Source organism: Exiguobacterium sp. s192 (assembly GCF_018618795.1).
Lineage (GTDB): Bacteria > Bacillota > Bacilli > Exiguobacteriales > Exiguobacteriaceae > Exiguobacterium_A > Exiguobacterium_A undae.
In genome coordinates this window covers 39,433-52,393 of sequence record NZ_JACSMS010000006.1, presented here as the reverse complement: position 1 = coordinate 52,393, position 12,961 = coordinate 39,433, and the positions used below count along the sequence as shown (strand labels likewise).

At 49.2% G+C, this 12,961-nt stretch carries 11 protein-coding genes and 1 riboswitch; of the genes, 4 read left to right on the top strand and 7 right to left on the bottom strand.

Translation table 11 applies throughout. The annotated features are described in order from the left end of the window. Positions 1–10: 10 nt before the first annotated feature. Positions 11–1,369, bottom strand: coding sequence for an alanine/glycine:cation symporter family protein (locus KNP87_RS11075; RefSeq protein WP_214721689.1), 1,359 nt, complete (start codon positions 1,367–1,369; stop codon positions 11–13). 191 nt (positions 1,370–1,560) lie between these two features. Here KNP87_RS11075 and KNP87_RS11070 point away from each other — a divergent pair, with 191 nt between their 5' ends. Further along, complete coding sequence (locus tag KNP87_RS11070; RefSeq protein WP_214721688.1) at positions 1,561–2,139, top strand: MCP four helix bundle domain-containing protein; 579 nt, start codon at positions 1,561–1,563, stop codon at positions 2,137–2,139. Positions 2,140–2,144: 5 nt separating this feature from the next. Continuing rightward, positions 2,145–3,263: a methyl-accepting chemotaxis protein gene (locus KNP87_RS11065; protein WP_353049370.1), complete on the top strand. Its 1,119-nt coding sequence runs from the start codon at positions 2,145–2,147 to the stop codon at positions 3,261–3,263. Between the two features lie 77 nt (positions 3,264–3,340). On the opposite strand, the gene KNP87_RS11060 is transcribed toward KNP87_RS11065, so the two are convergent. Further along, positions 3,341–4,147 (bottom strand): DUF6612 family protein, encoded by an 807-nt coding sequence (locus tag KNP87_RS11060; RefSeq protein ID WP_214721686.1) that lies wholly within the window; start codon positions 4,145–4,147, stop codon positions 3,341–3,343. Positions 4,148–4,411: 264 nt separating this feature from the next. Here KNP87_RS11060 and KNP87_RS11055 point away from each other — a divergent pair, with 264 nt between their 5' ends. Together KNP87_RS11055 and KNP87_RS11050 are read left to right on the top strand one after the other, a co-directional pair. Then, the gene (locus tag KNP87_RS11055; protein ID WP_214721685.1) at positions 4,412–5,770 is read left to right on the top strand and encodes an alkaline phosphatase; all 1,359 of its coding nucleotides are present in this window, start codon (positions 4,412–4,414) and stop codon (positions 5,768–5,770) included. An 11-nt stretch (positions 5,771–5,781) separates the two neighbouring features. After that, the gene (locus KNP87_RS11050) at positions 5,782–6,435 is read left to right on the top strand and encodes a DUF4352 domain-containing protein (protein WP_214721684.1); all 654 of its coding nucleotides are present in this window, start codon (positions 5,782–5,784) and stop codon (positions 6,433–6,435) included. 47 nt (positions 6,436–6,482) lie between these two features. Here the strand turns inward: KNP87_RS11050 and KNP87_RS11045 are convergent, their stop codons facing one another. From KNP87_RS11045 to ribD, 5 genes are all read right to left on the bottom strand, one after another. Next, positions 6,483–9,125 carry a putative bifunctional diguanylate cyclase/phosphodiesterase gene (locus KNP87_RS11045; protein WP_214721683.1) on the bottom strand — a complete coding sequence of 881 codons (2,643 nt, stop codon included), beginning with the start codon at positions 9,123–9,125 and terminating at the stop codon, positions 6,483–6,485. A 129-nt stretch (positions 9,126–9,254) separates the two neighbouring features. After that, entirely contained in the window at positions 9,255–9,713 is a 459-nt protein-coding gene (gene ribH, locus KNP87_RS11040; RefSeq protein ID WP_214721682.1) for a 6,7-dimethyl-8-ribityllumazine synthase, read from the bottom strand. Between the two features lies 1 nt (position 9,714). Continuing rightward, positions 9,715–10,899 carry a 3,4-dihydroxy-2-butanone-4-phosphate synthase gene (gene ribB / locus KNP87_RS11035; RefSeq protein WP_214721681.1) on the bottom strand — a complete coding sequence of 395 codons (1,185 nt, stop codon included), beginning with the start codon at positions 10,897–10,899 and terminating at the stop codon, positions 9,715–9,717. Further along, positions 10,896–11,525 carry a riboflavin synthase gene (ribE, locus tag KNP87_RS11030; RefSeq protein WP_028105555.1) on the bottom strand — a complete coding sequence of 210 codons (630 nt, stop codon included), beginning with the start codon at positions 11,523–11,525 and terminating at the stop codon, positions 10,896–10,898. Before ribE ends, ribB begins: the two co-directional genes overlap by 4 nt. Next, positions 11,510–12,556: a bifunctional diaminohydroxyphosphoribosylaminopyrimidine deaminase/5-amino-6-(5-phosphoribosylamino)uracil reductase RibD gene (ribD, locus tag KNP87_RS11025; RefSeq protein ID WP_214721680.1), complete on the bottom strand. Its 1,047-nt coding sequence runs from the start codon at positions 12,554–12,556 to the stop codon at positions 11,510–11,512. The genes ribE and ribD overlap by 16 nt, the downstream gene beginning before the upstream one ends. Before the next feature lie 158 nt (positions 12,557–12,714). Further along, positions 12,715–12,859: riboswitch (FMN riboswitch) on the bottom strand. Positions 12,860–12,961 lie beyond the last annotated feature (102 nt).

Genomic DNA, 12,961 nt, shown 5'->3' with positions numbered 1-12,961 from the left:
TGTTAACTATCTATGAAATCTTTCGATTCGCTTCCTCCCGTTTCAGCTGTTCCCGGAACAGCCGGGTTTCGGCAATGACGACACCGGACAATCCAATCAATCCGATCAAGTTCGGGATAGCCATCAGTCCGTTGAAGACATCCGAAATCGCCCAGACCATGTTCAAGTTCGTCGTCATCGCCCCGAGACCAGCGACAAGGACAAACAAAATCCGGTACGGCAGAATCGATTTTTGACCAAACAGATAATAGATTGATTTTTCTCCGTAATACGACCAACCGAGGACTGTCGAGAAGGCAAACATGACGAGACCAATCGTCACGATGTATTTTCCAGTTGGTCCAAGGAACACTTCAAAACTTGCCGTCGTCAATTCGACACCTTCTAATTTCGTATCCAGTTGACCACCCATGACGAGTGTCAATCCGGTAATCGAACAGACGACGAGTGTATCGAGGAACACTTGGGTCATCGAGACGAGCGCCTGCCGACCCGGGAAATCCGTTTTTGCCGCAGCGGCAGCAATCGGCGCTGACCCCAGTCCTGCTTCATTTGAAAAGACCCCACGCGCGACACCATAACGGATCGCTGCCCCAATCGCACCACCTGTGATGGCTTCATTCGAGAACGTACTGCTGAAGATTGTTGAAATCGCACCCGGAATCAAGTCGTAGTTCATGACAAGAATCACGAGACCACTGCCGACATAAAAGAAAATCATGAACGGAACGAAGTAGCTGACGACTTTCCCGATGGATTTGACCCCACCGATGATGACGATTCCGGTCGCGACCATCAAGACGATACCCGTTACATACAGCGGAACGTCAAAAGTCGACTTCATCGCAAGAGCAACCGAGTTCGTTTGAACACCGTTTCCGATCCCAAAGGCAGCGAGTGACGCAAATGCCGCAAACAACACTCCTAACCATTTTTGTTTTAACCCCCGTTCGAGATAGTACATCGGCCCCCCGGCCATCTGCCCCTTCTCATCAACGACCCGGTACTTGACGGCAAGAATTGCCTCGGCGTACTTCGTCGCCATTCCGAATAACCCGGACAACCACATCCAGACGATTGCTCCCGGTCCCCCGAGCACGACTGCCGTCGCCACCCCGACGATATTCCCCGTACCGACCGTTGCGGCGAGCGCTGTCATCAGTGCTTGAAAGTGACTGATGTCCCCTTCGGATGTATCATCCTGATGTTTCGTAAACGCGAGTTTTAACGCATATGGAAGCTTGGTAATCTGAATGAATCCCAATCGTATCGTCAAGTAAATCCCCGTACCGACCAAAAAGACAAGCAACGGTGGTCCCCAAACGAAGTCCGACACCGTGCTGATCCAATCACTAAACGATGTTCCCATTCTATTCCCCTCCTCCAATTCAGTATGTACTTTTCTATTTTTTCAGAATTTACAGATTATTGTCAACACTTAATTTCACATGCAGATGATTACCTAACTTATAATTTTCAAATATAAGTAAATTTTCGAGTCCGCTTGTTATATTACAGGTAGTTGGATTGTTGTTCATTTCGCAAAAAGGAGCGTGCATGATGAAGATTAAAACGAAGTTAGTCTTATTGTCCTCCATTCTTTTGCTCAGCCTGATCGCGGTCGGTTTATTTGGGGCATTTGCACTCAACGATGCCGATCAAAAAAGTCAGGAAATCACCACGTCTTGGATTCCCGGTCTAAATTTGTCACACGAGACGAATACGGCATTATCCGATTTACGGCGTGTCGAACTGTTACACATCCAAGAGGATGACCCGACGATCAAAGCTGATTATGACAAACGATTACAAGACGGTCTTGCGACCGTCGAAAAAAATCTAACGGCTTATAAAAAAACGATTTATGGCGAATCAGACCGCCAACTGTTTGATGATCTTCAGAAAAAATGGACGACCTTTGAACAGACGACGGATCGGCTAGTTGAACTCAGCACACCGGAGACGAAACAAGAAGCCGTCACCTATTATGAAGGTGCGAGCCGGGATTCCTACTTTGCCGTATCCGACAGCTTAAAAAAATCGTTTCTTATAATAACAAACAGGCACAAGAGGCTGGAAACAGTATTACCGATGCGACGAACCGCGCACATATACTGTTGTTCTCCATCATTGGTCTGATCAGTGTGCTCGGAGTTGTCTTTACATTTTTCATTTTGCGCTCGATTTTCATCCCCTTGCAACAGTTACAGGATAAGACACATGAACTGGCGACACAGGGTGGCGATTTAACGGCACAGCTTCAGGTGACGCGTCATGATGAAATCGGACACATCGCAGACTCGATGAATCAGTTTATCCGAAATCTGCGGCAGATCATCCAGCAAGTGAATGGAACAGCGACCCATGTCGTTTCTACCTCTCAGCATGTCGCAGCACGTATCGGGGAGTTGGATCAAGATATGCATTCGACCTCACATACGATTGAAAATCTGTCTGCCGGAATGGAGGAAACGGCCGCTTCAGCAGAAGAAATGAACTCATCCGCGGTCGACATGGAGTCAACCATCCATGGAATTGTCGCAAGTGCCGGTGAAAACGGTCGGCTGGCAAAAGACGTCGACCAACGCGCCCAGTCACTTCAGGTCGTCGCGACAGAAGCCAAATCTAACGCGACGCTCATCTTGTCCGAGACAAAAACGAAACTGGAGGATGCGATGGTCCGGGCAAAGGCGGTCAAGGAAATCTCCGTCCTCTCCGACGCGATCCTCTCGATTGCCGCACAAACAAATTTGCTCTCACTGAACGCCTCGATTGAAGCGGCACGCGCCGGGGAAGTCGGACGGGGATTCGCGGTCGTCGCCGAAGAAATCCGGAAGCTCGCCGAAAGCAGTCGTGCAACCGTCGAACAGATTCAAGACGTGTCGTTATCCGTCATCGAATCCGTCGAGCACCTCAATACAGCATCCGGCGAAATGCTTCATTTCATCGATACGAAAGTTGTTCATGACTATGACTTATTTGAACAAGCATCCGAACAATACCGGACCGATGCGCATGTGTTCGGGAACGCGGCAGATCATTTTGCCGAACAAGCCGGACAGTTACAGGAGCTGACGACGAACATGCTCGGTGTCATTCATGATGTCGCTGTCACCGTCAACGATGGGGCCCAAGGCACGCAGTCGATGTCCGAACAGATGAATCATTCGGTCCAAGCCTTCCGGGATGTCCGGGAACAGACGACGGCAAGTCAACAGCAGGCCGAATCTCTCCAGGCTGTGTTACGTCAATTTAAAATTTAAAAGACACTAAAAAAGCAAACCGATTCCCGGACCAATCACCGGAAATCGGTTTGCTTTTATGATGTTTCAGCTGCATCTTATTGAGTGGCACTTGGTAATGCTTGCGCGTCTTTCGCTTCTTCCGGTAGCTCGATTGACTTGATCTCATTGAATTTCGAGAAGGTTGATGCATTTTCCATCGTGAATTCTGTTCCTTCCTCGATCTCAAATGCCATTTCCATATCGAGTGTCTGCGGATAATAGGTCTTGGCGTCATAGGTCATCGAATACTCCATCTTTTTGTAATCGACCTGGTTCATGACATCTTTCATCTGAGCAAGTTGTCCGGTTTGTTCAAGCGAATCTTTCATGAATGCTTTCAGTTGGTCTCCCTCAAGGTCGACATCGATGCGATACACATCGCCCTCTTTTTTCATCGTCCAGTTATCTTTATATTTTTTTAATAACGTTAGACTTTGTTCTGTCGATGCAGAGGATTCCATTGTTTTCATCAAATCCCCTAGTTCGGATGCATCTTGTACTAACCATTGTCCTGCTTGTGACATATACATCTTGTCATTTACGAGATAAAGTTCTGTCTCCATATCCGTACCATCTTCTGCATTTTTCATCGTCATTTTTTGATAGATCGACATCGGGTTTTGAATGATGTCTGCCGAAATCTTTTGACTGATCGGCATGCCGCCAATTTCTGACATCATATCACTGTCCATATGAAACGATTTGATGTTCTTCTGTGCAGCTGTTGCTTTTTTCAACAGTTCTGCATTGGACAGCTGACCTGAATCCGTGGAACTTCCACCGTTCTCACCTGTTTGGCTACATCCTGCCAATCCGATTGCCACCGTCATGAATCCGACTGTCATAAACCTCGTTTTCTTCATTCCCGTTCCTCCTTTAAAACATATTATCTGTATTTACGTGTTCTTAATGGAAAATGTTTCAATTGCCTATAGTATGCTATTACCTTTCTCTCCAGTTCTTACACCTTTCCAGTCAGGTCTTGTCTCTCACCTTGTAGGACTACTGCTATTCTTTATGAAACTTTACATCAGCAAAATGTTCGTTTTACATTCGAGCGCTACAGTTAGGTCTGTAGGTTTTACCCAGTAGCGAATAACATTCATTTTCCTTGAGGAGGAACATCCATGAAGTTGAAACGAATCATCCCGATTATGGCATTATCGACATTATCCCTTAGCACGATGATCTCGACAGATAATGCCGAGGCCAAGACGAAATCATCCAAATCTCCGGAAATCCGTAACGTCATCTTTTTGATTGGTGACGGAATGGGTGTTTCTTATACATCTGCCCACCGTTATCTGAAAAACGATCCCGCTACACCTGTCGCTGAGAAAACCGCATTCGATCAATATCTAGTCGGTCAACAGATGACCTATCCGGAAGATCCGGAACAAAACGTCACCGACTCTGCTTCTGCCGCAACGGCGATGTCATCCGGTGTCAAAACGTATAACGCGGCAATCGCTGTCGACAACGATAAGTCGGAAGTCAAGACCGTCCTTGAAGCGGCAAAACAACGTGGCAAATCGACGGGACTCGTCGCGACGTCCGAAATCACACACGCGACGCCGGCCTCATTCGGGGCGCATGACGAGAACCGCAAGAATATGAACGCCATCGCCGACGACTATTTCAAAGAACGTGTCAACGGAAAACACAAGATTGACGTCCTGCTCGGCGGCGGGAAATCCAACTTCGTCCGTCCGGATGTTGATTTGACGAAATCGTTTAAGAAAGACGGTTACAGCTACGTCACGGATCTTGATCAAATGCAGGCAGATAAGAACAAGCAGGTACTTGGTCTGTTCGCGGACGGCGGACTGCCAAAACGAATCGACCGCGAGAATACCGTCCCGTCTCTCGAGCAGATGACGAACTCGGCCATCAAGCGTCTTGATTCGAACAAAAAAGGCTTCTTCCTGATGGTCGAAGGAAGCCAAATCGACTGGGCGGGTCATGATAATGACATCGTCGGAGCGATGAGCGAGATGGAAGACTTCGAACGTGCCTTCAAAGCAGCGATCGCTTTTGCCAAAAAAGATAAACACACACTCGTCGTCGCAACAGCCGACCATTCAACCGGTGGTTACTCGATCGGAGCAGACGGGATCTACAACTGGTTCGCCGAGCCGATTAAAGCAGCAAAAAAGACGCCGGACTTCATGGCGGCAAAAATCATTGAAGGTGCAGATGTCCGGAAGACCTTGACGACGTACATCGATCAAAACCGACTTGCCTTGACGGAGGAAGAAATCCAGTCCGTTTCACGTGCCGCGGAGTCGAAGAAACTGCTCGACGTCGATAATGCGATCGAAGACATCTTCAACAAACGTTCGCACACAGGCTGGACGACAGGTGGACACACCGGAGAAGATGTTCCGGTCTATGCCTTCGGTCCTGCAAAGGAACGATTCGCCGGACAAGTCGATAATACGGATCATGCCAAAATCATCTTCGATCTGTTGAAATCGAAGAAATAAGGAGACTTTCCATGAAACAGATACTTGCTGCCTTGATGCTCGGGACGATTCTTTCGGGTTGCGGCACTACGCCAGACACCGTCCAAGAGAAGTCGTCAGAGAAATCGGTCCCGAAACAGGAGACACCGGTATCGATCGAGAAGTCTGCCGCGTATGTCCCGAACCCGCAATTACCAGATGACCGCAAACTGACGACCGTCAATCAATCGGTATCCGACGATAAAGGTGAACTGACATTAAAACAGATCGTCCGTCCCGATGTGACACAAACCATCGGACCAATCACGATGAAGATTGAAGAGATGAAGGTGTTCCATGCCCGTCCCAGTTACGGGATGATCGACTTTTTCCACGGCTTCACCCATGACGAATCCTTCGACCTCGTCAAGACGCGTGTGACGATCACAAATACAAGTGACGAACCGGTCACCTTTAACCCTGTCGCCCATTTTAAACTCGACGCTAAGACCGAGAAGACGATCGAGGACGATGTCTATCTCGAGTCACTCGCGACGACATACGCGCCGTCCGAGACACGAACCGGTAACTTCGGCTTCATCATCGAACAACCGCTCAAGTCCGTTGAATTATTGACCAGTGACGTCCTGAACGAGAAACGTGACGTCATTGAAAAAGGCATTTCGGTCTCAACAACACTCAAGTGAGAACAAAAAAACAGACAATCCTTTCCGCATGATACGGAAGGGATTGTCTATTTTTGATACAATGCCGGAATCTGTTCGGACGGCATCGGACGACCGAAGTAATATCCCTGCATCCGTGAACATTCCAACCGATTGAGGACATTGACCTGCTCCAGTGTCTCGACTCCTTCCGCGATGACTTCGAGCTCAAGCGATTTCGCCAAATGGATGATCGAGGAGATCATCGAGTAGCCGGTTGTTGCCGGCTGGATTTTTTCGACGAACTCGCGTGGAATCTTCAGCGTATCAATCGGAAAATCAGCCAGTCGGGATAAGGACGAGTAGCCGGTGCCAAAGTCGTCAATTGAAATCGTGAAGCCAAGTTCCTTCAGGCGATTCATCGTCTCGACCGTCTCTTCAATATCTTCCACGGCCGAGACTTCCGTGATTTCAAGATCAATTCGGGCCGGATTGACCTGTGTCTCTTCGACAAGTCGAACAAGTGTCAGGACAAACGTCGGATGGTGGAACTGTTGCATCGAGACGTTCAGTCCGACCTTCAAGGTCAAGCCGTCATCTTCCCACTGCTTCGCCTGTAAAAATCCTTCGCGTAACACCCATTCGCCTAGACGAATGATCATCCCCGCCTCTTCTGCCATCGGAATGAAATCGTTCGGGGCAATCATGCCGAGTTCCGGATGATTCCAGCGGATCAATCCTTCGACACCGACCATCCGATACGTCACCGTATCGACTTGCGGTTGATAATACAAAATCAATTGATTGGTGTCGATCGCAACCGGTAATTCGGACTCAAGCCGCAATCGATACGACGCTTTCTCCGCAATGTCTTCAAAGAAGATAATCGATTTTCCACCGCTTGATTTAGCCTGGTACATCGCTAAATCTGCTTGTTTCAACAACGTCACGATCGGCTTGTCGGTTGTCCGCTGATAACCGACGGCGCCGATGCTTGGATTCGAAATCAGTTCAATCTCATCAATCGTATAGGTCATGCGTAACCGTTCGAGCAGTCGGGTCGTCCGGATCCGTCCGTCCGTTTCCGATGCGACATGACGCAAAATGACCGTAAATTCATCACCGCCTTGACGCGCAACTAGATCTTCCGGCTCTGTCACCTCTTGTAAGCGGCTTGCGACTTGAATCAATAACTGATCTCCGACGTGGTGGCCAAACGAGTCATTAACGAGTTTGAAGTCATCCAAATCGATGAAGCACAAGATGATCGTTTCATTGTCCTGTTCCACTTCCACCAAATGATGAAGCACTTCTTCAAAGTACGTTCGGTTGATCGCTCCGGTCAAATGATCGTAATACGCAAGGCGGCGAATTTTCAGTTCATTTTCCCGCACCCGTGTAATATCCTGACCGATTCCATAGATACCGACAAACCGGTCCCGGACACGAATCGGAATGTTGGTTACGTTCAGCAAAACATCCGTCCCGCCCGATTTACGAAACGTCGTTTCAAATTGATGTGCCGTCATCTCCTCATCAGCCGCTGCCTGCTGTTCCATCAGCTGTTGATAGGATTTGCCGACCAGTTGGTCCGCACTTTGCTCCGTCAGTTTTTCAAAGGACGGATTGGCACTTTTGATGCGCCCTTTCAGATCCAGCGAGTAGACGGCATCCGGATGATACGTAAATAATGACTTATACCGCTCTTCACTCTCTTCAAGTTCGTCTGCCTTATGATGAATTTCTTCTATTAATTCGTGATTACTCAAAATCATCAAGATCTGCCGGATTAAAATTAACAGAATCGTAATCGCACAGCCAATCATCAATCCGTTTAAGGCCTCGTCACGCCGTGCATACAGGGCCATCGTTGAAAATAGGATGATGACGAGCAAATACGGCAAAAACAGTTTCCCCAGTTGCACCGTATTCCGTTGCTGACTGTCATTCGGCTCGTTCGCATTAACCGACTTGTTGACATGCCCCGCTACACCAACCATCAATAATCCGAGGATGAATAACGGATCAATCAAACGAACCGCTTCATTTCCGCTGACAGTCGTCATGTAGACGAACATCGTGTCGGCAACAACCTGCAGTAAAAGTCCTAAAAACAAGAATTGGAACAAACGAATCCGTTCACGCCACTCTTTTTTCTCAAACAGATAATAAATGCTGATCATACAAAACAGAAGCACGATGTCACACATTGGATAAGCAAACGCCAAAATCACTTCGCCGCGTGACGCAAACGGTGTATCGAACAAGGGGCGAATCAAGAAAAACCAGCTGTAGGTGACGGCGACCGTCATGACGATGGCAATATCGAAGATAAAACTGATCAGTCGGTTTTTCGTGACGTGCCGGCGAATCAAATGTAAAAAAGCGGCTAAAAAGCAAACCGATTGCAAGATGTAAAAAACATCCGACATGCCTGGAAAGGGGACATCCACACGCAGGATATTTTCATAAGACATCCAAATCAATTCGGCAATCAGATAACTCCCTGTCCCGAACGACAAATATAGAAAAAATCGTCCTTCTTGTTGACGGAATGTCCGGTGTGCCTGAAGCAAGAGAACTGTTGCTACGAAGCAACCGATGATGGAGAATAGATTGTTTCCCCAAGCCGAAAGCGCCGGCCGGTCCTCTAAAAGAATAATCCACAGGTAATACATCGCAATGAAAAGTAAGATTCCCGGCAGATAATACGATTTTTTAAGACTGATCATGTACCTTTCCTCCTTCATGAAAAAGTCCTTCTCCTTCCATTAGGGATAGACCGTTCAAAGTCCTGCGCGGGCGACAAAAAAAGAAACCTGCTTCTATCAGAAACAGGTCTCTAGCCTTACGTTCCACTCTTAGATCGTCCGCAACAGATTTGCCATTTCGATTGCCGAAACAGCTGCTTCGTATCCTTTATTCCCTGCTTTCGTACCCGCACGTTCGACGGCTTGTTCAATCGAGTCGGTCGTCAGGACACCAAAAATGATCGGAACACCTGTCTCACGTGACGCATTGGCAACCCCTTTTGCCACTTCATTGCAGACATAATCGTAGTGCGACGTCGCTCCGCGAATGACGGCTCCAAGCGTGATGACCGCATCGTACTTGCCGCTTTTCGCGAGCTTTTCTGCGACGAGCGGAATTTCAAACGCTCCCGGTACCCACGCCGTATCGACTGCGTCCGCTGCCACGCCGTGTCGACGGAATGCATCGTTTGCGCCTCCGACTAATTTTGATGTGATTAATTCATTAAAACGTGCCGCGACGATTGCGACGCGTAGTCCCTCACCTGTTAAAAATCCTTCGAATACCATGTTATTGTCCTCCTTGGATGTCGAGCAGATGCCCGAGTTTCGTTTGTTTAGTGTGCAGATAATTTTTATTTTCCGGAACCGGCGCGATTTCAAGCGGCACCCGTTCGAGCACCGTAATGCCGTGTTGTTCAAGGGCTTGTTGCTTATCCGGGTTATTCGTCATCAAGCGGACCTTCGTCACACCTAAATCATGTAACATCGCGGCTGCGACTTTGTAGTCGCGTAAGTCCGTCGCATATCCGAGCGCGTGATTCGCTTCGACCGTATCAAGTCCCTGCTCCTGCAACTCGTACGCTTTTAACTTTGCCATCAAGCCGATGCCCCGTCCTTCCTGTCGTAAATACAGGACGGCGCCTCCTTCTTGACCGATTCGTTCGAGGGCAGCGTCGAGTTGCGGACCGCAATCACAGCGTTTGGAGCCAAAAACGTCTCCCGTCAGACATTCGGAATGAAGCCGGACGAGCATGCCGTCTTCTGCCTCACCGGACAAGACAGTGACGTGTTCCTTCGCATCCGGCGTCGTGTAACCAAGCATCCGAAATGCTCCGTGATCCGCTGGCAGCAAGACGTCGGCTTCACGTCGAACGGGACGTTCCAGATAAGAAACGAGCGCGTCGATCGTGATCATCTTCAGTCCATGGACTTCTTTATACGTCAACAAGTCATCAACCCGCGCCATCGTCCCGTCTTCTAAGATGATTTCACAAATAACGGCCGCTTCGGCGCTTCCCGCGAGTCGCGCCAAGTCAACACCGGCTTCTGTATGACCCCGCCGTTCCCGGACACCGCCTTCTTTCGCAATCAAGGGGAAGATATGTCCCGGACGTTTGAATTGACCGGCTCGATCCGTCAACATCCGTTGAATCGTCAAGGCCCGTTCGCCCGCGCTGATACCGGTCTTCGCCTCTTCGTGGTCGATACTGATCGTAAAGGCTGTTCCGTGCGGATCGGTGTTGACGTCCGTCATCGGATTCAGTTCCAATCGGTTTGCCAATTGCGGACTGACCGGCACACAGACAAGTCCTTTGCCGTGAGTAATCATGAAGTTGATTTGTTCCGGTGTTGCATGTTCCGCAAGCAGAATCAAATCGCCTTCATTTTCCCGATTTTCGTCGTCACAGACGATGATCGGACGTCCTTGTTTTAACTCTTCAATGGCTTCTTCTATGAGATCAAATCCGTTCATCCTGCTCCGCCTCCTAAAAATGCCGACCAATCGGTTTTCTGTTCCTGTTGCGTAAAGTGATACAAGTGTTTCGCCATCAGATCACACTCAATATTGACGAGGGCTCCACTCTGTAAACGGTCAAACGTCGTCACTTGGCGTGAATGCGGAATCAGCGAAATCGTCAGACTGTCCGCTTGGACGTGTTGAATCGTCAAACTGGTTCCGTTGATCGCAATCGAGCCTTTCGGAATACAGTATTTGCGCCAGTCAGCGGTCTCAAATCGGTATTCCATCGCTTCACCGTCCGGTCGACGGCTTAACAGCCGGGCTGTCCCGTCAATGTGGCCACTGACGAAATGACCGCCGAATCGTCCGTTCGCCGGCATCGCCCGTTCCAGTTGGACCGGTGTGCCGACACGCAATGTCTGCAGTGCCGTCGCCCGAATCGTTTCATGGACCGCATCCGCCGTGAATCCGGTTGCCGTCATCGCCGTAACGGTCAAACAGATGCCGTCGACCGCGATACTGTCACCGATTTTTGTTCCTTCGAGGACGTGCCGGGCTTCGATTTCTAGCGCCAGACCGTTCGGACGCGGTACTTTTCGTTTGATCGTGCCGACTTCTTCAATCAATCCTGTGAACATGTCCATTCTCCTTTCCGCTCATACCGCAGATGGATATCCTGACCAATCGGCTCGACGTCTGTCAGTGCAAATCGATCTTCGATCTCGACGGTACCCGTCAAACCACCGGTTCCCTTCAAGACGGAAGGTGCCTGATAGACATCGATTCGATCCACAAGGTCCGCTGCCAAAAACGCCGACTGGATGGTCGGTCCGCCTTCAACCAAGAGGCTGCGGATGCCTTGTTCGTATAAGGTCTCAAGAATCTGGTCCGGTGTCGAATACGTGCCGACAAGGACGGTGACATTCGGCTTGGAACTGATTCGCGGCTGTTCCGTCAGCCAGTACGTCGGATTCAAGCCGTCATGCAAGACCTGAAACGTCTCCGACAACCGCCCCCGTCGATCAACGAGGACCCGAATCGGTTCGATTCCCTCTTCACTGCGTAACGTCAGGGCCGGATCATCAATTAAAACCGTCTCACTTCCGACCAAGATAGCGTCATGTCTTGCCCGCAACCGGCGTCCCGCCGTTCGCGCGGCTTCTGACGTAATCCAGCGTTTTTCACCTGTCGTGATGATTCCGTTTAGTGTCTGAGCAATCTTCACCGTGACAGCCGGCCGTTTTCGCTCGATACTTTGCCAAAACGGTGTATAAAAACGAACCGCTTCGTCTTGCAGCAATCCGACTTCGACCGTCAGTCCGGCGTCGCGCAGACGTGCAATGCCCTGCCCCGCGACGATCGCATGACGATCTTCCGTCGCGACGAACACCCGCTTGATACCGGCGGCAATGATTGCTTCCGTGCAAGGAGGTGTTTTGCCGTGATGGTTACACGGTTCAAGCGTGACATACAGATCGGCGCCGCGTGCCGCCTCTCCCGCCATCCGTAACGCTTCGACTTCGGCATGGGGACCCCCGGCAAACCGGTGCGCTCCAAAACCGATGATCCGTCCGTGCTTCGTGATCACACAGCCGACACTTGGATTTGGACTCGTTTGTCCGTCTAACATCTCTGCCAATTGCATCGCATGATGCATTCTATTTTTCATAATTTCGCTCCTTTCAAAAGAAAAAGACGCCGCTGCATTTGCAGGGCGTCATGATTGAAGGGTCACGAAAGAAACGTCTTGTTTTTCTGTTTGAAAGCATACAGAAATAGACCTTTCTCTGAATGTATTTTTTCAGAAAATGGTTTCAAGCACATTTTTTCGTTCTTCTCCCATCCGGACTTTACCGTCGGCCTTGGAATCACACCAAGTCAGCCATAGTGCGTACACTATGGGTCGCGGGCTCGTCGATTCAAAAATCGCATCACCGCCGGTTGGGATTTTCACCCTACCCCGAAGAACTGGTTATTCAGTTGTACAGCTCAAGACTAGCACAGGTTATTTTAAAATACAAAAAAGAATTTGTTTTTACTTCCATTTCCGAAAAAAAGTATGTGCTATCCGACG